Annotated in this window: 20 protein-coding genes; 8 read left to right on the forward strand and 12 right to left on the reverse strand. The window is 68.7% G+C overall.

Annotation, left to right across the window (positions count from 1 at the left end; all coding sequences use genetic code 11):
* Positions 1-37: 37 nt before the first annotated feature.
* Both AB0N89_RS01930 and ligA read left to right on the forward strand, forming a co-directional pair.
* A complete protein-coding gene (locus tag AB0N89_RS01930; RefSeq protein WP_364199177.1) occupies positions 38-1,135 on the forward strand; it encodes an ionic transporter y4hA in 1,098 nt (365 codons plus the stop codon).
* A 54-nt stretch (positions 1,136-1,189) separates the two neighbouring features.
* Positions 1,190-3,181 (forward strand): NAD-dependent DNA ligase LigA, encoded by a 1,992-nt coding sequence (ligA, locus tag AB0N89_RS01935; protein WP_364199179.1) that lies wholly within the window; start codon positions 1,190-1,192, stop codon positions 3,179-3,181.
* Between the two features lie 66 nt (positions 3,182-3,247).
* Here the strand turns inward: ligA and AB0N89_RS01940 are convergent, their stop codons facing one another.
* The 4 genes from AB0N89_RS01940 to AB0N89_RS01955 are packed head-to-tail and all read right to left on the reverse strand — an operon-like array spanning position 3,248 to position 8,136.
* Entirely contained in the window at positions 3,248-4,387 is a 1,140-nt protein-coding gene (locus AB0N89_RS01940; RefSeq protein ID WP_364199181.1) for a family 2 encapsulin nanocompartment cargo protein terpene cyclase, read from the reverse strand.
* Positions 4,388-4,412: 25 nt separating this feature from the next.
* Entirely contained in the window at positions 4,413-5,276 is an 864-nt protein-coding gene (locus tag AB0N89_RS01945) for a geranyl diphosphate 2-C-methyltransferase (protein WP_364199182.1), read from the reverse strand.
* A gap of 53 nt (positions 5,277-5,329) precedes the next feature.
* Entirely contained in the window at positions 5,330-6,718 is a 1,389-nt protein-coding gene (locus tag AB0N89_RS01950) for a family 2B encapsulin nanocompartment shell protein (protein ID WP_364199184.1), read from the reverse strand.
* The gene (locus AB0N89_RS01955; protein ID WP_364199186.1) at positions 6,715-8,136 is read right to left on the reverse strand and encodes a family 2B encapsulin nanocompartment shell protein; all 1,422 of its coding nucleotides are present in this window, start codon (positions 8,134-8,136) and stop codon (positions 6,715-6,717) included. Before AB0N89_RS01955 ends, AB0N89_RS01950 begins: the two co-directional genes overlap by 4 nt.
* A gap of 495 nt (positions 8,137-8,631) precedes the next feature.
* Here AB0N89_RS01955 and AB0N89_RS01960 point away from each other — a divergent pair, with 495 nt between their 5' ends.
* Genes AB0N89_RS01960 through AB0N89_RS01970 form a run of 3 tightly spaced genes read left to right on the forward strand, consistent with a single transcriptional unit; the run spans position 8,632 to position 10,236 of the window.
* Positions 8,632-8,964 carry a metalloregulator ArsR/SmtB family transcription factor gene (locus AB0N89_RS01960; protein WP_364199188.1) on the forward strand — a complete coding sequence of 111 codons (333 nt, stop codon included), beginning with the start codon at positions 8,632-8,634 and terminating at the stop codon, positions 8,962-8,964.
* The gene (locus AB0N89_RS01965) at positions 8,961-9,614 is read left to right on the forward strand and encodes a cation transporter (protein ID WP_364199190.1); all 654 of its coding nucleotides are present in this window, start codon (positions 8,961-8,963) and stop codon (positions 9,612-9,614) included. Before AB0N89_RS01960 ends, AB0N89_RS01965 begins: the two co-directional genes overlap by 4 nt.
* A gap of 10 nt (positions 9,615-9,624) precedes the next feature.
* Positions 9,625-10,236, forward strand: a complete 612-nt coding sequence (locus AB0N89_RS01970) for a class I SAM-dependent methyltransferase (protein WP_364199191.1) — start codon at positions 9,625-9,627, stop codon at positions 10,234-10,236.
* A 6-nt stretch (positions 10,237-10,242) separates the two neighbouring features.
* Here the strand turns inward: AB0N89_RS01970 and AB0N89_RS01975 are convergent, their stop codons facing one another.
* The gene (locus AB0N89_RS01975) at positions 10,243-10,812 is read right to left on the reverse strand and encodes a helix-turn-helix domain-containing protein (RefSeq protein ID WP_364199193.1); all 570 of its coding nucleotides are present in this window, start codon (positions 10,810-10,812) and stop codon (positions 10,243-10,245) included.
* 70 nt (positions 10,813-10,882) lie between these two features.
* Here AB0N89_RS01975 and AB0N89_RS01980 point away from each other — a divergent pair, with 70 nt between their 5' ends.
* Positions 10,883-11,776: an NADP-dependent oxidoreductase gene (locus AB0N89_RS01980; RefSeq protein ID WP_364199195.1), complete on the forward strand. Its 894-nt coding sequence runs from the start codon at positions 10,883-10,885 to the stop codon at positions 11,774-11,776.
* A 6-nt stretch (positions 11,777-11,782) separates the two neighbouring features.
* Here the strand turns inward: AB0N89_RS01980 and rraA are convergent, their stop codons facing one another.
* The 3 genes from rraA to AB0N89_RS01995 are packed head-to-tail and all read right to left on the reverse strand — an operon-like array spanning position 11,783 to position 13,443.
* A complete protein-coding gene (gene rraA, locus AB0N89_RS01985) occupies positions 11,783-12,262 on the reverse strand; it encodes a ribonuclease E activity regulator RraA (RefSeq protein ID WP_364199197.1) in 480 nt (159 codons plus the stop codon).
* Positions 12,259-12,798, reverse strand: coding sequence for a hypothetical protein (locus AB0N89_RS01990; RefSeq protein WP_364199199.1), 540 nt, complete (start codon positions 12,796-12,798; stop codon positions 12,259-12,261). Before AB0N89_RS01990 ends, rraA begins: the two co-directional genes overlap by 4 nt.
* Positions 12,799-12,843: 45 nt before the next feature.
* Positions 12,844-13,443 (reverse strand): helix-turn-helix domain-containing protein, encoded by a 600-nt coding sequence (locus AB0N89_RS01995; RefSeq protein WP_364199201.1) that lies wholly within the window; start codon positions 13,441-13,443, stop codon positions 12,844-12,846.
* Between the two features lie 60 nt (positions 13,444-13,503).
* Here AB0N89_RS01995 and AB0N89_RS02000 point away from each other — a divergent pair, with 60 nt between their 5' ends.
* Positions 13,504-13,752: a hypothetical protein gene (locus AB0N89_RS02000; protein ID WP_364199203.1), complete on the forward strand. Its 249-nt coding sequence runs from the start codon at positions 13,504-13,506 to the stop codon at positions 13,750-13,752.
* Here AB0N89_RS02000 and AB0N89_RS02005 read toward each other — a convergent pair.
* Both AB0N89_RS02005 and AB0N89_RS02010 read right to left on the reverse strand, forming a co-directional pair.
* Complete coding sequence (locus AB0N89_RS02005; RefSeq protein WP_364199205.1) at positions 13,736-14,356, reverse strand: NAD(P)H-binding protein; 621 nt, start codon at positions 14,354-14,356, stop codon at positions 13,736-13,738. The genes AB0N89_RS02000 and AB0N89_RS02005 overlap by 17 nt on opposite strands.
* On the reverse strand, positions 14,353-15,255 hold the full coding sequence (locus AB0N89_RS02010; protein ID WP_364199207.1) for an EamA family transporter: 903 nt from the start codon (positions 15,253-15,255) through the stop codon (positions 14,353-14,355). The genes AB0N89_RS02005 and AB0N89_RS02010 overlap by 4 nt, the downstream gene beginning before the upstream one ends.
* 79 nt (positions 15,256-15,334) lie before the next feature.
* On the opposite strand from AB0N89_RS02010, the gene AB0N89_RS02015 reads away from it, so the two are divergent.
* Positions 15,335-16,210, forward strand: coding sequence for a LysR family transcriptional regulator (locus AB0N89_RS02015; protein ID WP_364199209.1), 876 nt, complete (start codon positions 15,335-15,337; stop codon positions 16,208-16,210).
* Between the two features lie 101 nt (positions 16,211-16,311).
* Here the strand turns inward: AB0N89_RS02015 and AB0N89_RS02020 are convergent, their stop codons facing one another.
* Both AB0N89_RS02020 and AB0N89_RS02025 read right to left on the reverse strand, forming a co-directional pair.
* Positions 16,312-17,172 (reverse strand): NAD(P)-binding domain-containing protein, encoded by an 861-nt coding sequence (locus AB0N89_RS02020; RefSeq protein ID WP_364199211.1) that lies wholly within the window; start codon positions 17,170-17,172, stop codon positions 16,312-16,314.
* Between the two features lie 10 nt (positions 17,173-17,182).
* Positions 17,183-18,061, reverse strand: coding sequence for an NAD(P)-binding domain-containing protein (locus AB0N89_RS02025; RefSeq protein ID WP_364199213.1), 879 nt, complete (start codon positions 18,059-18,061; stop codon positions 17,183-17,185).
* Positions 18,062-18,113 lie beyond the last annotated feature (52 nt).

The following is an 18,113-nucleotide window of genomic DNA, read 5'->3' on the forward strand; positions in this document are numbered from 1 at the left end:
AGGGGCAAGGTCACGCAGGGTGTGCGAAGGTGACGTCATGGCAGCTTCGCGCAGACGATTTCCCGTGTCCTGGACCACCGTCATGCCGGTGCTCGCCATAGTCGTCCTCGCGCTGAGCTGGGGCCGCGACCTGGGCCCGATCCCGGTCGCCATCGTCGCGATCGCCCTCGGCGGGACCGTGCTGGCCGCGGTGCATCACGCCGAAGTGGTCGCGCATCGCGTCGGGGAACCCTTCGGCTCGCTGGTGCTGGCGATCGCGGTCACGGTCATCGAGGTCGCGCTGATCGTCACGATGATGTCCTCCGGTGGCCCCGAAGCCGGGACGCTGGCCCGGGACACGGTGTTCGCCGCGGTGATGATCACCATGAACGGCATCGCGGGTATTTCGCTCATGGTCGGCGCGCGCCGGTACGGCGAAACGCATTTCAATCCCGAAGGCAGCGGCGGCGCTCTCGCCACCGTCGCGACGCTCGCGTCCGTCAGCCTCGTGCTGCCGACGTTCACCACCAGCACCCCCGGCCCGGCCTTCAACGGCACGCAGCTCACCTTCGCCGCCGTCGCGTCGCTGTTGCTCTACGGCCTTTTCGTGCTGACACAGACCGTTCGCCACCGTGACTTCTTCCTGCCGGTCGACAGCGAGGGCTCCGTGAAGGAAGAGGATCACGCCGAACCGCCGAGCAACAAGGCCGCGCTGACCAGCCTCGGACTGCTGCTGGTCGCGCTGGTCGCCGTCGTCGGCCTGGCGAAGGTCGAATCGCCCGCGATCGAAGCGGGCGTCAGGGCCGCGGGCTTCCCGCAGTCGTTCGTCGGCGTCGTGATCGCCATGCTGGTGCTGCTGCCGGAAACGCTCGCCGCGACGCGGGCCGCGCGGCGCGACCGGATGCAGACGAGCCTCAACCTCGCCTACGGTTCGGCGATCGCGAGCATCGGGCTCACCATCCCGACCATCGCGCTGGCGTCGATCTGGCTGGACGGGCCGCTGCTGCTGGGCCTCGGCGCGACCCACATCGTGTTGCTGGCGCTGACGATCGCGGTCAGCGTGCTGACCGTCGTCCCCGGCCGCGCGACCCGGCTGCAGGGCGGCGTTCACCTGGTGCTGCTGGCCTCGTTCCTGGTGCTCGCCATCAACCCGTGACACGAGTCCTCTTCGGACACGGTTCTGTCGGTGGTCACGGGTAATCTCTGCCCCGTGAACGCTCGGGACCGCATCCAAGAACTCGCCGATCAGATCGTCGTCCTTCGCGACGCCTACTACCGGGGCTCGCCGAAAGTGGCCGACGCCGACTACGACGCGATCGAAGACGAGTTGCGGGGGCTCATCGAGGCCAACCCCGAGCTGACCCCGGATCCGAACCCGCTCGATCAGGTCGGCGCGCCCGCCGTCCTGCACGCGCCCATCCGGCACTCGCGCCCGATGCTGTCGCTGGAGAAGGCGACCAAACCCGAGCAGGTCGAGGCGTTCTTCACCCGCTTCCCCGGGCAGCCGGTGGTCGTCATGCCGAAGCTGGACGGCCTCTCGCTGGCCCTGGTCTACGAAAACGGGCGGCTCGCCAGGGCGGTCACCCGCGGCGACGGGACCACCGGCGACGACGTGACCATGCTGGTGCGGGCGCTGACCGACGGTGTCCCGGACAACGTCGACGCGCCCGGCCGGGTCGAGGTCCGCGGCGAGGCCGTCATGCTCCGCTCCACCTTCGCCGCGTACAACAAGGTCCACCCGGACAAGCCGCTGATCAACCCGCGCAACGCCGCCGCCGGGACCCTGCGCGCCAAGGATCCGGCCACCGTCGCCGAGCGGCGTCTGCAGTTCTTCGCCTTCGACCTCTCCACCGAGCCCGACAGCGCGGACACCGATCTCGACGGCGCGCTGCGGACGCTCGGGTTCGCCGCCGCCGACATGCGGCACTGTGACGACGCCGAAGCGGCGCAGGCCGTCATCACGACCATCGAGCAGCAGCGCAACGACCTCGATTACGACCTCGACGGCGCGGTGCTGCGCCTGGCGGATCGGGACGCCTACGCAGCCGCCGGCACGCGGTCCAGCTCGCCGCGCGGCGCGCTGGCGTTCAAGTTCGCCGCCGAGGAGAAGACCACCGTGCTCGCGGACGTCGTCTGGGACGTCGGCAAGACCGGCAAGATCGCGCCCGTCGCGTGGCTTGAGCCGGTGTTCGTCGGCGGCACCACCGTCACCCGCGCGACGCTGGCCAACCAGGAGGTCATCCGCGCCCGCGGGATCAAGATCGGCGACACGGTGCTGGTGCGCCGCGCCGGTGACGTGATCCCGTTCGTGGCGGGCGTCCTCGACGCGGCCAAGCGCACCGGCGAAGAGCGGGAGATCGTGCCGCCGTCGGTGTGCCCGTCGTGCGAGGAGCCGCTGACCGAGCAGGGCAACAGCCGGGAACTGTTCTGTACCAACGTCGCGTGCCCCGCCCAGACCGTCCGGCGGCTGATCCACTGGGCTTCGCGGGCGGCCGCGGACATCGACGCGATCGGCGGGGTGTGGATCGAAAGACTCGCCGAGGCCGGGATTCTGGAGCACCCGTCGGACTTCTACCGCCTCACCAAGGAAAAGCTCCTGGAGTTCGACCGCATCGGCGACGTCTCCGCCACCCGCATGATCGAGTCGATCGACGCGAGCCGTGCCGTCGGCCTGCGCCGCGCGCTGATCGGCCTGGCGATCCCGATGGCATCCGAAGGCACCGCCGCGCGGCTGTGCCGGACGGGCTTCGGTTCGTTGGAGGACGTCGCCGACGCGGGCGAAGAGGGTCTCGTCGCCGTGGAGGACATCGGCCCGAAGGTCGCCGCGTCCCTGATCGAGCACCTCACCCGGCTGCGCCCCGAACTCGAGCGGCTGCGCGAGGTCGGCGTCTCGCTGGACGTGCGTGAAGAGGATCTCCCGCCGGTCGTCGCCGCCGGCGCGCCACTGGGGGGCAAGACGGTCGTGGTCACCGGGTCGATCAGCGACCCCCGCTCCGGTGAGAAGGTGCCGCGCCCGACCTTCCAGCGGCTGTGCGAAAGGGCGGGCGCGACCATCGCGTCGTCGGTCTCGGCGAACACCGACCTGCTGATCACCGGTGCCGATGTGGGTGCAGGCAAGCTCACCAAGGCCGAAAAGCTCGAAGTCGAGGTCGTGGACCAAGGGGTGATCTGGGGCCAGTTGATCGAGGCCGGCGTCGTTTGACCTCTCTTCTGCGTTTAGTCCTCTGAATGCGGCGGGTTCGTGTCGTGAACCAGCGCATTCAGAGGACTAAGTGCTGGTTTTCGTCCGATACCGCGGACTCGTCGAGTGCCATTCGAACCCGCCGCCCATCCAGCCCCGCAACCCGCGCATGAACCGTTGCAGTTCAAGGGAAGGCACCGCGCTCAGCTTCTCGTGCGCCGCCTGGAAGTCCCGGACGACGTCGTTGTGCAGCTCGACGGTGATCGCCGTGGCCTCCTCGATCGAGCATTTCCGGTCGTCGGCGATCAGCAGCACCGCGTTGCAGGGCGGCGACTCGTCCTCCAGATCCTTGGCGACCGAATGCACGTCGTTGACGAGCACCGCCGCCGTACCCGCCTGGATCGCCGCCTCGCGGACCCTTGGGTCGTAGTAGAGGTTCGACGTCAGTTCGTAGCCGCCGAGGACGTCGATCAACGTCATCGAGGTGTAGAAGCTGTCGTGCTGCCGGGCGGCCAGGTACTCCCACGCCGGCGGGTACTTCCCGCTGTGGCGCCATGCCGCGTAGGCGCACCAGCTCACGAACATCGCGAAGGTCGAATAACAGACGCGGTTGACCTGCGCGGCAGTCCCGTTCCGCCGCAGGTACTCCGTTCCGGAGTTCAGCGCCACCAGAACCCTGTCGCATCGCAGCCTTTCGTCGAGATCGCGGCTGAATTCGCCCAACGAGGGCACCGGATCCATGGCGGCCATCGCCAGCGCGAGTTTCGGCGGCAGCTCCGCCGGCACCGCGCCGAGCGAGGTGTCGTCGGCGTAGAGGTCGTCGGCGGCCCACCAGGCGGCGTTGAGCTTCGCGGAGATCAGCAGCTTGTCGGGGTCTTCGCAGTCCGGGTGGGCGAGCATCACCAGCCTCCCGAAGCCCGCCTTTCCGATCTGCTCGCATTCCTCCTCGTCGAAACCGCACTCCCCCGCCCACAGGGCCAGCCGCCGGTCGACCTCGTCGGCGAGCGGATCGTTGATCCGTTCGGTGACGGGGACGTACAGCGGCGGCGCCGAGCCGTCACCCCAGGGCCGGTACGCGTACGCCGGGTCGAGAGCGGGCGCCTCCGGCGGCGGAGTCTCCTCCGCCGCCGGAGAAACAGCGGTCAGCCGTGCCGCCAGCCGGGCGGCGGACGTACCCAGCCCGCGAGGCCCGGCCAGCAGCGTGGCCAGCGCACCCTGTTCCGTCATCAGTGACTCCGATGGTCTCGCGGGATCAGACGCGGTCCGCGGCGATGAGCAGATAGTGGAAGCTGCCTTCGCGATAGGCGTCGAGAAACGGCTTCTCGACCCCGGTCGCCACCGACGACTTCGCCCGCAGTTCCCAGTACGGGATCGTGTCCGCCGTCAGGTCCACCACCGAGATCGGCACGAGGTCGTTGGCGGTCATCGCCTTGAAGTACTGGCTGCGCGGGTGGATGTTGCAGGTGTAGTGCTGGTCGATCTGCGCGACGGCCTTCGACCGGCCGCCGGTCACGTCGTTGTAGCACCCGGTGATGGTGACGTAGCGGCCGCCGAACTCCAGTTGCCGCGCGTGCTCGGCGAACAGCTCGTGGAGGTCCACGTACATGGTGCTTTCGTTGTTCCAGATCGCCTTGCGCGAGCCGGTTTCGAAGCCCGTGTCGAGCATGTTGCGGAAGTGGTAGCGCACCTTGTCGCCGACACCCCGGATGTCCGCCTGGTGATTGGCGAACTCGACCTGCTTCTCCGAGATCGAGATCCCGTCGACGTGGCAGCCGAACCGCGCGTTGGCCATGATGCTGGACCCGCCACGCCCGCAGCCGGCGTCGAGGAGCCAGTCGTCCGGTTTGACGTCGCCGAGGTGATCGAGCAGGACGTCCGCCTGTGCCGTCTCCAGGCGGTGCATTTCGGCGATGATCCGCTCGTCGCGGGTGTCCTCGGGGCCTTCCAGCACCGACCAGTCGACCTCGCCGACGCCGTAGTGATGGTGGTAGAGCCCGTCCACATCGCCCAGTCGCAGGTTGACCGGATCCTTCTCCTTGTTCCAGTACGACGCCACCGACTTCTGGTATTCGGTGCGCAGAACCTTGGCGGGAGCGGGAGTACGGGCGATCGTCACGTGGGTGGTCCTTTCTGGAGCCTTGTTGTTCGTTGTCGTTGCGGGGTGAGGGGTCAACGCGCGACCTCGACGTTCTCCAGCACACCGAGCGCGTCGGGCACGAGCACGGCGGCGGAGTAGTACGTGCTGACCAGATAGGTGGCGACGGCCTGATCGGTGATGCCGTCGAACCGCACGTTCAGGCCCGGCTCGTACTCGTCGGGCAGGCCGGTCTGGTGCAGCCCGATCACGCCGTTGTCGTCCACGCCGGTCCGCATGGCGAGGATCGAGGTCGTGCCGCTTTCGGTGATCGGGATCTTGTCGCACGGCAGGAGTGGGACCCCGCGCCACGCGGACACCACCTTGCCGTCGACCGTGGTCCCTTCCGGATAGAGGCTGCGACGCGTGCATTCCCTGCCGAACGCGGCGATCGCGCGCGGATGGGCGAGGAAGAACTTCGTCTTGCGGCGACGGCTGACGAGTTCGTCCATGTCGTCGGGCGTCGGCGGGCCGGACCGGGTCTGGAACCGCGATTTGAGGTCGGCGTTGTGCAGCAGCCCGAACTCGTGGTTGTTGATCAGGTCGTATTCCTGCCGTTCCCGCAGCGCGGCCACGGTCAGCCGGAGCTGCTCGTCGAACTGGTTCATCGGCTCGTTGTAGAGATCGGTCACCCGCGTGTGCACCCGCAGGGCCGTCTGCGCGACGGCCAGGTCGTACTCGCGCGGCGAGATCTCGTAGTCGACGAACGTGCCGGGCAGCAGCGGCTCGCCGTCGTGCCCGGACGACATCCCGATCTCGGACTCGCCCTTGGCGTTCTGCGGCTTTCCCTTGTGCGCCAGCATGTCCTGGACATGGCGGCGCATCGCCTCGGACCGGCCGTTGAGGTCGGCGAAGTCGGCGGCGCGCAGGGTCAGCACGATGACCGGTGTGACGGCCTTGACAGTGAACGGCCAGTTCCGGTCGATGCCGGCGAGCATCTCGTCACCGAAGTGATCACCGTCGGCCATGCTGCCGATGGTGGCTTCGGAGCCGTACTCTCCCGGCGCCACCTTGGCGACCTTGCCGTGCGCGACCAGCACGACCTCGTCGAGCGGGGAGCCGTGGCTGACGATGGTCTCACCGGGCTGGTACTCGTGCTGCACGAACCGGTCGGCGAGCGCGGTGAGCGTGTCCTCGTCGTCGAAACCCCGCAGCAGTGCCAGTTCCGCGAGTTCCTGCGGGACGACCCGGACCTCGGTGCCGACGTTGGTGAAGCTCACCCGGCCGTCGCCGATGGCGTAGGTCAGGCGCCGGTTGACCCGGTAGGTGCCGCCGGTCGCCTCGACCCAGGGCAGCATCTTCAGCAGCCACCGCGGCGTGATGCTCTGCATCTGCGGCCGCGTCTTGGTGGTCGTCGCCAGGTTCCGCGCGGCGGCGGGGCCGAGACTGAGCCTCCGCTCGGCCTCCGGTGTCGTGGCGGTCATCCTTCGCGGCCGAGTTCGGCGGCTTCGAGGACGGCCAGCGCGTCCGGTACGAGCACGGCGGCGGAGTAGTACGTGCTGACCAGGTAGGAGATGATGGCCTGTTCCGAGATCCCCATGAAGCGGACGTTCAGCCCGGGCTCGTATTCGTCCGGCAGGCCGATCTGGCGCAGGCCGACGACGCCCTGGTTCTTCTCGCCGGTGCGCATCAGCAGTACGGAGCTGGTGCTGGTCTGGCTCACCGGGATCTTGTTGCACGGCAGGATCGGGACCCCGCGCCAGGACGGCACCTTGTGCCCGCCGAGATCGGTGCCGGTCGGGTAGATGCCGCGTTTGCTGCACTCACGGCTGAACGCGGCGATCGTGCGCGGATGCGCGAGGAAGAAACCGGGTTCCTTCCAGACCAGGGCGAGCAGGTCGTCGAAGTCGTCCGGGGTGGGCGGTCCGGTGCGCGTCGCGATGCGCTGGGTGAAGTCGGCGTTGTGGAGCAGGCCGAAGTCCGTGTTGTTGATCATTTCGTGCTCTTGCCGCTCGCGCAGCGCCTCGATGGTCAGGCGGAGCTGTTGCTCGGTCTGGTCCATCGGCTGGTTGTAGAGATCGGACACCCGGCTGTGGATCCGCAGCACGGTCTGGGCGACGCTCAGCTCGTATTCCCGCGGCGAGGTCTCGTAGTCGACGAACGTGCCCGGCAGCAGCGGTTCGCCGTCGTGACCGGACGAGATGTCGATCTCGGCCTCGCCGAAGTCGTTGGAGCGTCCGGTGTCCTGCGACGCCTGCGCGATCTGCTCCTGGAGCGATTCGGACTGCTCCAGTACGTGGTCGAAGGCCTGGCGGGTCAGGGTGAGCACGGTGCAGGCGGTGGCCGCCTTGGCGGTGAACTCCCAGATGCCGTCGTCGTCGACGAGGGCCTGCGCGCCGAAGTAGTCGCCGTCCTTGACCACGCCCAGCGCGGTCTCGTCACCGTAATGACCGGGGCCGGTCTTGGTGATCTTGCCGTGCGCGATGAGGAAGACCCGATCGGCCCGGTGCCCGAATTCGACGAGTACTTCGCCGGCCGCCACTTCCTGTTGTTCGAAGCGACGGGCGAGTTCGACGAGTACCTCTTCGTCGTCGTATCCCTTGAGCGGTTTGAGTTCTCCCAGCTCGGCCGGGATCACGCTCACTTCGGTGCCCGCCTTCGAGAAAGTCACCCGTCCGTCGCCGACCGCGTAATTGAGTCGCCGGTTGACCCGATAGGCGCCGCCGTTGACCTGAACCCAATCGAGCGACTTCAGCAGCCAGCGGGACGAAATTCCCTGCATCTGCGGAACGGATTTGGTCGTGGTCGCCAGGTTTCGCGCGGCGGCCCGGCCCAAACTCAGCTGCGGATTTTCCGGCCCCTGGACACCTTCGGCGGAAGTGCCCGATTCGGTCACGGTCACAGCAAGGTCCACCCTTCGATAGTCATGTGAACAAACAAGATCCCCAAACCGTGGCGAGCCGGTCATGCCCCGATGTGCGGCTCCACGGGGATCAACATAGCAAGGTGTTTTGCCCGCACAAGCGCACTTTCAGGTAATGCGGAAAGGCCACCCGAATGCCACTTTTCCCAATAGTCGCGAAAGCTTTTGTCGGTATTACTCGACGCCTTTGTGCCCGCACACATTCGGTCCAGCGATTGTGCTGAGGTGTCATGCGAAGCCGCCGGGACATTTCCCGGGGTGCCCGCGATGCGGCCGTTGGGGTGGGCGGGCCGCCTCTTTCGGGTCACCTCCGCGCCCGCGTTCGGCGCTGACTTGACAGCCCGCCACCGAACGGAGGGTCGCGTCCGGACACTCCGTCGTGTCAGCCGTCCCCGGGTGGCCGCTCCCCTTGATGCGCTCGGCTCATTGTTCAGCCGTTGCTGATATGTCAGCGGACGCTGTACTGTCCGATCCGTGCTGACATGTGAGACCCAGGGCGCCGCGCTCGCCCGGCTGGGGCGGGCCCTCGCCGACCCGAACCGGTGCCGGATCCTGGTCGCGTTGCTCGACGGAGTGACCTATCCGGGCCGGCTGGCCGGGCAGCTCGGCTTGAGTCGCTCCAATGTGTCCAATCACCTCGCCTGCCTGCGGGGCTGCGGACTGGTCGTGGCCACCTACGAAGGCAGGCAGGTCCGTTACGAGCTGGCGGACGCGCATCTGGCCCGTGCGCTGCGGGAACTGGTCCAGGTCGTGCTCGCGGTCGACACCGCCGAGCCCTGTGTGGACGATGCCGGGGTGCTCCGATGAGCGTGGAGAGCGGTTCCTGCACCGACGGCTGCTGCGCCCCGAAGTCCATGGTGGACCCGGAACGCCGCGCCGTGTTGTCGCGCCGGGTCCGGCTCCTGGTCGCCGCGACGATCACCTACAACGTCATCGAAGCGATCGTCGCCATCTCCGCGGGCACCGTCGCCTCGTCGACCGCCCTGATCGGCTTCGGCCTGGACTCGGTCATCGAAGTCGCGTCCGCCGCGGCCGTCGCCTGGCAGTTCTCGGGCAAGGATCCCGAAGCCCGGGAGCGCACCGCACTGAGGGTCATCGCGGTGTCCTTCTTCGCGCTGGCCGCGTATGTCACCGTCGAATCGGTACGGACGCTGTTCGGCGCCGACCCGGCCGAGCACTCCACCGTCGGCATCGTGCTGGCGGCGGTCTCACTGCTCGTGATGCCGTTCCTGTCCCACGCCCAGCGTCGCGCCGGACGCGAACTCGGCTCCGCGAGCGCCGTCGCCGACTCGAAGCAGACCTTGCTCTGTACCTATCTTTCCGGTGTGCTGCTCGTCGGGCTACTGCTCAACAGCCTCTTCGGCTGGTACTGGGCGGATCCGCTCGTCGCGCTCGTCATCGCCGCCGTGGCGATCAAGGAAGGCCGCGAAGCCTGGCGCGGCGAGCATTGCTGCTGAAAGGAGCGCCATGACCCGGACAGCGCGCTGGAACCGTTACTGGGATGACAAATCCCAGAAGTACGACCGCGAGATGCAGTTCCTCGACCGGAAGCTCTTCGGCGATTCGCGGGCGTGGGCGTGCGGCCGGGCCACCGGCGAGGTGCTCGAGGTCGCCGTCGGGACCGGCCTGAACCTGCCACTCTATCCCGACGGCGTCACGCTCACCGGCATCGATCTCAGCGACGGCATGCTCGCCATCGCCCGCGGCCGCGCCGAACGCCTCGGCCATCCCGTGACGTTGAAACAGGCCGACGCGCACGCTCTTCCCTTCGACGCCGGTTCGTTCGACACCGTGGTCTGCACTCTCGGGCTCTGCGCAATCCCCGACGACGAGAAGGCGCTGCGGGAAATGGCGCGGGTGCTGCGGCCCGATGGCCGGCTCGTCCTGCTCGACCACGTCGCGAGTTCGTCGCGTGTGATCCGCGGCCTCCAGTGGGCCGCCGAGAAGGTCACGGTGCCGATGGCGGGCGAACACTTCCTCCGGCGTCCGCTCGGCAAGCTCGGCGACCTCGGCCTGACCGTGGAACACCGGGAGCGATTCAAGCTCGGTCTGGTGGAACGGCTCGTCGCCCGCAAGTGATCGAGGTCAGGCGGCTTCCCAGGCCGCCTCGATCATCCGGAAGATCTCGTCCACCGCGGCCTCCGGATCGGCTGCCTCGCGGCCGATCGAGTAGGCGTCGATGACGAACCTCGCGATCGTGCGGCAGGCTGTCGCGGACCGCGCCGATCCGGGATCGGCGGCGATGGCGGTCGCCAGCGATTCCGCGTGTCGCAGCCGCATCGAGTCCTCGTAGTCCCGCAGCGCGGGCGATCCGTCGATCATCCGCCAGATCGGGGCGGCGCCGTCCGCGGTGCAGTGCCGAACCATCGCGTGGATCTCACGACGCAGCGCGGGGATGAGCGGATCGCGCGGAGCCCTGTCGGTGACCGCCCGCGTGAGCCCTTGCTCGAAGTCCGCGTCCTGCTCGAACACCAAGGCCTCTTTCGAGGCGAAGTGGGAGAAGAGCGTCGTGACGGCGACGTCGGCCTCGGCGGCCACCTCGCGGATTCCCACCTCGTCGTAGCCGCGTTCCAGGAAGAGCCGCAGGGCGGCGTCGGCGATCTTCTGGCGCGTCGCGGCCTTCTTGCGCTCGCGGCGTCCGGTCGGGGCGGTCATGCGGCGACGCTAGCAGATCCAAAACAACAACGGTTTCAAGACACTAACCGTTAGTGCTACGGTCGGACGCATGAAGAAAGTGATCTTCACCGAGTTCGGTGGTCCGGAAGTCCTGCGGCTGGTCGACGCCGAGAATCCCCATGCGGGACCGGGCGAAGTGCGCATCGCGGTGCGGGCCGCGGGCGTGAACCCGGTCGACTGGCGGATCCGCGAGGGCCAGGTCCTGGGCGCGCATCCGACCGTGTTGCCGTCCGGGGTGGGCCTGGACGCCGCCGGCACAGTGGACGAGATCGGCGAAGGCGTGACCGGCATCGAGGTCGGCGACCCGGTGTTCGGCGAGGGTTCGAGCACGTACGCCGAGTTCGCCGTGCTGTCCGCGTGGGCCAAGATGCCGGAGGACCTGACGTTCGAAGAGGCGGCCGGATACCCGTCCGTGGTCGAGACCGCGCTGCGCGTCGTCCGCGAAGTCGGGGTGCGGCCAGGCCAGACGCTGCTGGTCAGCGGCGCGTCCGGCGGGGTCGGATCGGCGGTGCTCCAGATCGCCCGCGAACGCGGTATCGCGGTGATCGGCACGGCCGGCGCCGCGAACCAGGACTACCTGCGCGGCCTGGGCGCGGTCGCGACGACCTACGGCGACGGCTGGGTGGAGCGGGTGCGGCGGCTCGGACAGGTCGACGCGGCTCTGGACCTGGCCGGGTCGGGCGTGCTCGGCGAGCTGGTCGAGCTGACCGGGGACCCGCAGAAGGTGATCACCATCGCCGATCTCGGCGCCCCCGGATTCGGCGTCCGCTTCTCCGGTGTCGCCGGGAGCGTGCCGGACGCGCTGGCCGAGGCGGTCGACCTCATCTCGCGGGGCAAGCTGCACATCCCGGTCGAGAAGTCCTACCCGCTCACCGACGCGGCGGCGGCACACGCCGACAGCCACGCCGGGCACACCCGCGGGCGCCGGGTCATCGTCGTCTGAACCGGATCAGGCTACGGGAAGGATCACGACGCCGTCGTCGTCGGAGTAGAGAGTGTCGCCGGGAGTGAAGGTCACTCCCCCGAAACCGACCGGGACGTCGACGGCGCCGACGCCCGCCTTGGAGCTCTTGCGCGGGTTGGTGCCGAGCGCCTTCACGCCGAGCGGGAGTCCGGCGAGCTCGGCGCTGTCACGCACCGCGCCGTGGACGACCACGCCCGCCCAGCCGTTGTCGACGGCGGACTTCGCGATCATGTCGCCGGTGAGCGCGCTGTGCAGGGAGCCACCGCCGTCGACCACCAGGACACAGCCCTCTCCCGGTGTGTTCAGCAGCTTTTTGACCAGGCCGTTGTCCTCGTGACAGGAGACCGTCCTGATCGGACCCGAGAACGTCCGGTGCCCGCCGAACTGGCGGAACTGGGTGTCGCAGACGCGCAGCCGCTCGCCGTGTTCGTCGACGAGGTCGGCTGTGGTGAAGGAATCGATCACGGCGCCTGAGTGTAGGTGGCGATCAGCCGGTTTCGCGCCTGCTCGATGAGATCCGCCACACGCCGGGCGTCGGGGATCGCCCGCAGTTCCATCACCGGCGGGGCCCAGGCGCCGCGAAGTTCGTTGCCCCTGAGTCGTGCGCGGCTCCACCGGCTTCCATACGTGATCGTGCCGACGCCCGTCTCGTCCACCTCCACCGAGGGTGCGAGCTGGAGGTATCGGAGCCAGACCCACCGGAACTCCGTGCCGGATTGCCAAGTGGCGACGAAAACGATCCGCTGGGTGGTGACCAGGTACGAGAGGACGCGGTCCCGTGATCGCCGGTCGCTCAAACGCTGATGGAAGAGGACGAAGAAGGCGGCGAACAGGCCGATCAACGGGGGCCATCTCGAGTCCGCCACCCAAGAGAAGATCAGGAGGGCGGCCGGGACGGCCAGCACGAGCATCTGTATGTGCTCCGGAAACCACTTCCGCGGACGCTGAGGCGCTCCGACCCACAGCACTTCTTCGCCCTCTTGCAACGGATACGTGTGCATCGAAGCCTCCCCAGCTCGTCACGGGGAGTACGTCCGTCCGGTCTCTTACGTTGCCTTCGGCGGGAACGCCGTTTCCAGCACGTGGGTGAGGATGGCGGCGGGATCCGCCGCGGGGGCGACCGTCTGCCGCAGCGCGAGCCCGATCCCCAGCGCCCCCAGCATGACGACGATCTGGTCCGGGGGCAGCGCGGGTTCGAGGCGCAGGCGCCGGGAATGCCGGGAGAGAAGGGCCGCCACTTCGTCGTCGTGACGACGCTGGATGGCGGCGACCAGGACGGCGGTCTCCGGCTGCTGCGCCGTCGCGGCGAGCACTTCCGCGGCCGCCGCGCTCCACTTCGCCGCGTCCTTGTCCGCCACGTCGACCGGATTCAGCGCCGCGATCATCTCCTCACGGGTGGTGGCGCGAGCGAGAGCCTCCCGCAGACCCCGGAGATGACCGTCCGCGTCGGCCCCGATGATCGCCAGCCACAGTCCCTCCTTGCCGCCGAAGTGCTTGTAGACGGCGCCGCGCGTGTAGCCGGCGTCGGCCGCGATCTCCTCGACCGTCGCCGCCAGGAAACCACGTCGCAGGAAGACCTGACGTCCGGCGTCCAGCAGGTGTTCGTGGGTGCGTTGCTGCTGCTCGGCCCGTGTCAGCCTGGTCATCGCCCGCCATTCAGTAACAAGACGTTTCTGGAAACACGACGTTACTGTATCGTCCGACGCATGGAGTTCTTGGCCCCCGTGGCCGCGTTCCTCAGCCTTCCCCTCTTCCTGGCCGGGTTCGCCTGGTACGCCGTGCGAGCCCGCGACCGCGGCGTGAGCCAATCCCTGCTGGCGCCGATCGAGGAGATCTGGGATCCGATCGCGCACAAGACCAACATCGAGATCCAGATCGAGGCCGAACGCAGTCCGGAGACGCCCTCACCAGGTGATCCACCCGAGCTGAAATGGCGGCTCAATACCCGACGGTGAAATGCCGGTCCCTTCCCGGATTCTCGAGTTCGTCCACGATGGCGACGGCGAGATCCTCCGCCGAGATCCGGGACGATCCGTCCACCGCAGCGAGGATGGTCGTCGTCCCTCGCCGGTAGGCGCCGGTCCGGATTCCGGGTTCGAGCATCGCGGGCGGACTCAGGTAGACCCAATCCCCCGCGTGCGCCTCGCACGCTTGGAGTTGTGCGGTGCTGGCCGAGGCGATGGTCCGCCACTCCGGCGGCACGAACGCCGGATCGTCGATGACGAGCCCGCCGGACGGTGAGCGCAACGGCCCGGCCCCGCCGACGACCAGGACGCGCGTCCCCGCGGCGGCGTCGAGCAGGCCCGTGACCGTGGCGGCGACCGTGTCTTCCGCGCCGGGCGCCGGTCTCGTCGCGCCCACGACGGCATCGACTCCCCCGAAGACCGTGCTCATCCGGTCGACGTCGGCGACGTCACCACGAACCACGTCGGCGTCCGGATGCGGCGATTCCGGCGGCGTGCGGCGGAAGACCGCGGTGACGTGGTGTCCACGGGAAACGGCTTCGGCGACGACACGGGAGCCGGTCATTCCCGACGCTCCGGCAACGGCGATCTTCATCGGACGACGCCTTCCTTCTTGGTCTTCGGGGTGATCTGGCCCGCGACGATCGAGGCCAGGGCGAGCGCGAAACCGGCGAGCTGGACGAGCCCGAGCGACTGGCCGAGCAGCGCGGCACCGAGCACCGCGGCGACCATCGGCGACAGCAGGCCGAGGACGGCCACCGAGGTGACCGGCAGGGACGTGATTCCGCGGAACCACAGGACGTACGCGAGCAGGCCGCCGATCAGGCCGAGCCAGAGGTAGCCGAGCGCCGCGTCCAGGTCGATGGCGGGCGGGGCGCCTTCGACCAGGAAGGTCACCGGCACCAGGAACAGTCCACCCGCGGTGAGCTGCCACGAGGCGAACGCGGTCGGCCCGACGTCCGCCGGGCGACCCCATCGTTTGGTGAGCGTGACGCCGAGTGCCATGGTCGCGGCGCCGCCGAGTCCGGCGAGGATCCCGACGAGGTCGAAGCCCGCCGCGGGGCCGATCACGACCAGCCCGACGCCCACGATCCCCACGATCCCCCAGGCGAACCGCCATGCGGACGGGCTCTGCCGCAGCACGGCCACGGCGAGGACCGCGACGAGGAGTGGCTGGGCGGCGCCGAGGGTGGCGGCGACTCCGCCGGGCAGCCGTTCGGCGGCGGCGAACAGCAGGGGGAAGAACATCCCGATGTTGAGGACGCCGAGCGCGGCGGCCTTCAGCCACCAGGTGCCGCGCGGGAGGGTGCGGGTGACGGCCAGCGCGATCAGGCCGGCGGGCAGGGCGCGCATGAGCCCGGCGAAGAGCGGGTGTCCCGGCGGGAGGAGTTCGGTGGTCACCACGTAGGTCGTTCCCCAGACCACGGGAGCGAACGCGGTCAGCGCGGTGCCGGTGAGTCCCGCGGTGAGCGGTGTGGTCGTCAGCGTTTTCACACTTCTCAGCTTCGGCGCTGACGATCGATGAGTCCAACACATGTTTGTCACTTGATCCATCGTGATTCAAGATGGATACATGGAGCTTCAGCAGATGCGGTACGTCGTGGCGGTGGCGGAGACGAACAGCTTCACGCGCGCGGCGGAACGGTGCCTCGTCGTGCAGTCGGCGCTGAGTCACCAGATCGCGCGGCTGGAACGGGAACTCGGCGCCCGGCTGTTCGAACGCACGAGCCGGCGGGTACGCCTCACCGCCGCGGGCGAGGCGTTTCTCCCCGCCGCTCGCCAATGCCTCGACGCCGCGGAACGCGCGGGCTCGGAGGTCGCCGCCGCTGTCGGGGAGATCCGGGGACGGCTCACCGTCGGCGTCATCCCGACCGTCGCGGCGATCGACGTCCCGTCCGCGTTGCAGACATTCCGCGACCGGTACCCGCACGTCCGGATCGGACTGCGGGTCGGTGCGAGCGGGCACCTGGTGGAGCAGGTGAAGGACGGCGCGATCGAGGTCGCGTTTCTCGGCTTGCCCGTGTCCGATCGGCCGGAGGGAGTGAGCACCCGCGAACTGGGGCAGGACGAGCTGGTCGCCGTTGTAGCGCCAGGTCATCCTCTCGCCGGAGAGTCCGAAGTGGACTTGAAGCGGCTGTCGTCGGAGGTGTTCGTCGACTTCCCGGCGGGATCGGCGGGACGGGCACAGACGGATCAGGCGTTCGCCGCGGCGAAGGTGTCGCGGGAAGTGGCTTTCGAGGTGACGGCCGCCGACTTCATGGCGCGGCTCATCCACCAGAGCCTGGGAGTGGCGCTGCTGCCGTCGAAGTACGTGCCGAACCTGACGGGCGTGGTCACCGTGCCGGTGATGGACGCGCCCGCGCGGATCGAGCATCTCGTCTGGAACCGCTTCACGGTCACTCCGGCGGCGAAGGCCTTCCTGGAGATTCTGGGTGTTGTGAGCGGCTAGGCCGGTTCTATTGAGGGGTGTCCTGTCTCGGGTGCCAAAGTCCGTGAAGGCCTCCTTGAGGGACCCAGGGTCCCTCAAGGAGGCCTTCACGGACCGGGCACCTACTTGCGATCCGCCTTGATGATCTCGAAGAGGCTGGTCCACGAGCTGCGCCCGTGTCCCGCGGCGATCGCCCGGTCGTAGTGTGACTTGACCGCCTCCGGCAGCGCCACGTCGATCCCGGCGTCCCGGCTCGCCTGCACGATGTGATCGGCGGTCGCGCCCATCATCGTCACGTCGGCGTCGTCACCGGGGTGATCGCCCTTCTCGATGTGCTCGGCCGCGGCCTCCAGGTAGAAGTCCATCATCCTGAAGTTGTCCTTGGCGTACGGGACGAACTTCTCCAGCGGGACCCCTGCCGACTGCACCAGCGCGCTCGCGTGCATGAACACCGAAAGCGAGTTCAGGAAGATGTCCAGCTGCGCCTGGTAGAACAGCTGCGCCAGCCGGACGTCCTCGCCGAGGAAATCCGCGCGCCCGATCAGCGCCAGGGTGTCGCGGTGCTTCTCGAACACATCGGTGGGGCCACTGTAGAAGACGTACGCCTCCTCCTTGCCCACCAGCTCGGCCGGGACCATCACGCCGCCGGCGATGAACTTCGCGCCGCGGGCCTCGACCCATTCGGCTGCCTCGCGGGTCTTCTCCGGGGTGTCCGAGCTGAGGTTGACGATCACCTTGCCCGCCAACGCTTCCTCCGCCTTGCCGAGGATGTCGTACATGGCCGCGTAGTCGGTGAGGCTCAGCAGTACCAGTTCCGACGCCGCCACCGCGTCCGCCGGGGTCCCGGCACGCACGGCACCCGCCGCGACGACGCCGTCCGCGCGGGCGGCGGTGCGGTTCCAGACCGTCACTCCGTGGCCGTTCTCCAGGAGAACGCGGACCATGGCCTGTCCCATCGGGCCGAGCCCGATCAGTGTGATCATTGTGTTTCCCTTACTTCTTGAGGATTTCGATGACGCCGACCAGGTCTTCGGCGCCGTGTCCGGCGGCGACCCGCCTGTCCATCAGCGACTGCAACGGGGCCAGAAGTTCGGCGCTGACGCCTTGTTCCGACGCGGCCTTCGTGAGGTTCGGGAAGGCCGCGGCCTGCATCGCGATGTTCGAGACGACGCCGGTCCCGTAGTCGCCGCTGTCGATCTGTTCGGCCGCGCGGTCCAGGAAGCTGCTCAGCATCGCCTCCATCCAGCCGCGGAGCACCGGAGCCAGCTCGCTCGCCTTGACCCCGGCCGAGCCGACCAAGGTGTAGGCCTGGATGACGCCGATGAAGTTCCCGTACATCCCGCTGAGCAGCGCGAGGTCGTACAAGGGCGCCAGACCGGGATCGGCGCCGAGGTAGTTGACCCCGCCGAAGGTGTCGAGAGCCATCCGAGCCCGGGCCAGGACGCCGCCCGAGCCGCTGTAGAAGATGAACGACGCCGGAGTGCCGATCATCGGCGGGACGGCCATGATGCCGCCGTCCAGATACTCCGCGCCCAGTTCCTCGGCCCAGAAACTCATCTCGCGCGCCTGGCCGGGGGTGCCGTTGGTCAGGTTGATCAGCTGCCGTCCCGCGAGCCCGGCCGCGGCGGGGTCCAGGACCTCGTGCACCGAGTCGTAGTCGAGCAGGCAGGCGATCACGATCTCGTTCGCCGCGAGGGCCTCGGACACGGTCGACGCGACCGCCGCCCCCTTGGCCGCCACGCCCTCGGCGCGGCTCGCGGTCCGGTTCCACGCGGTGACCGGATGTCCCGCGGCCAGTAGTGCCTCCACGAGCGCGGTTCCCATCGCGCCCAGCCCCAGTACCGTCACCGGGGTCTTGCCGTGTTCGCTCATGGGACCACCGTGACGCCGCCCGCGCACGGATCGCTGCGGGTCCGCGCACGGC

This window comes from Amycolatopsis sp. NPDC089917, assembly GCF_040684635.1.
Taxonomy (GTDB): domain Bacteria; phylum Actinomycetota; class Actinomycetes; order Mycobacteriales; family Pseudonocardiaceae; genus Amycolatopsis.

Coding starts and splice junctions, on each gene's coding strand:
- AB0N89_RS01940 (WP_364199181.1), bottom strand. CDS start 4,387: ATGACGGAACAGGGTGCGCTGGCCACGCTGCTGGCCGGGCCTCGCGGG.
- AB0N89_RS01930 (WP_364199177.1), top strand. CDS start 38: ATGGCAGCTTCGCGCAGACGATTTCCCGTGTCCTGGACCACCGTCATG.
- AB0N89_RS01980 (WP_364199195.1), top strand. CDS start 10,883: ATGAAGAAAGTGATCTTCACCGAGTTCGGTGGTCCGGAAGTCCTGCGG.
- AB0N89_RS02025 (WP_364199213.1), bottom strand. CDS start 18,061: ATGAGCGAACACGGCAAGACCCCGGTGACGGTACTGGGGCTGGGCGCG.
- AB0N89_RS02000 (WP_364199203.1), top strand. CDS start 13,504: ATGGAGTTCTTGGCCCCCGTGGCCGCGTTCCTCAGCCTTCCCCTCTTC.
- AB0N89_RS02020 (WP_364199211.1), bottom strand. CDS start 17,172: ATGATCACACTGATCGGGCTCGGCCCGATGGGACAGGCCATGGTCCGC.
- AB0N89_RS01965 (WP_364199190.1), top strand. CDS start 8,961: ATGAGCGTGGAGAGCGGTTCCTGCACCGACGGCTGCTGCGCCCCGAAG.
- AB0N89_RS02005 (WP_364199205.1), bottom strand. CDS start 14,356: ATGAAGATCGCCGTTGCCGGAGCGTCGGGAATGACCGGCTCCCGTGTC.
- AB0N89_RS01950 (WP_364199184.1), bottom strand. CDS start 6,718: ATGACCGCCACGACACCGGAGGCCGAGCGGAGGCTCAGTCTCGGCCCC.
- AB0N89_RS01995 (WP_364199201.1), bottom strand. CDS start 13,443: ATGACCAGGCTGACACGGGCCGAGCAGCAGCAACGCACCCACGAACAC.
- AB0N89_RS01975 (WP_364199193.1), bottom strand. CDS start 10,812: ATGACCGCCCCGACCGGACGCCGCGAGCGCAAGAAGGCCGCGACGCGC.
- AB0N89_RS01990 (WP_364199199.1), bottom strand. CDS start 12,798: ATGCACACGTATCCGTTGCAAGAGGGCGAAGAAGTGCTGTGGGTCGGA.
- AB0N89_RS02015 (WP_364199209.1), top strand. CDS start 15,335: ATGGAGCTTCAGCAGATGCGGTACGTCGTGGCGGTGGCGGAGACGAAC.
- AB0N89_RS01970 (WP_364199191.1), top strand. CDS start 9,625: ATGACCCGGACAGCGCGCTGGAACCGTTACTGGGATGACAAATCCCAG.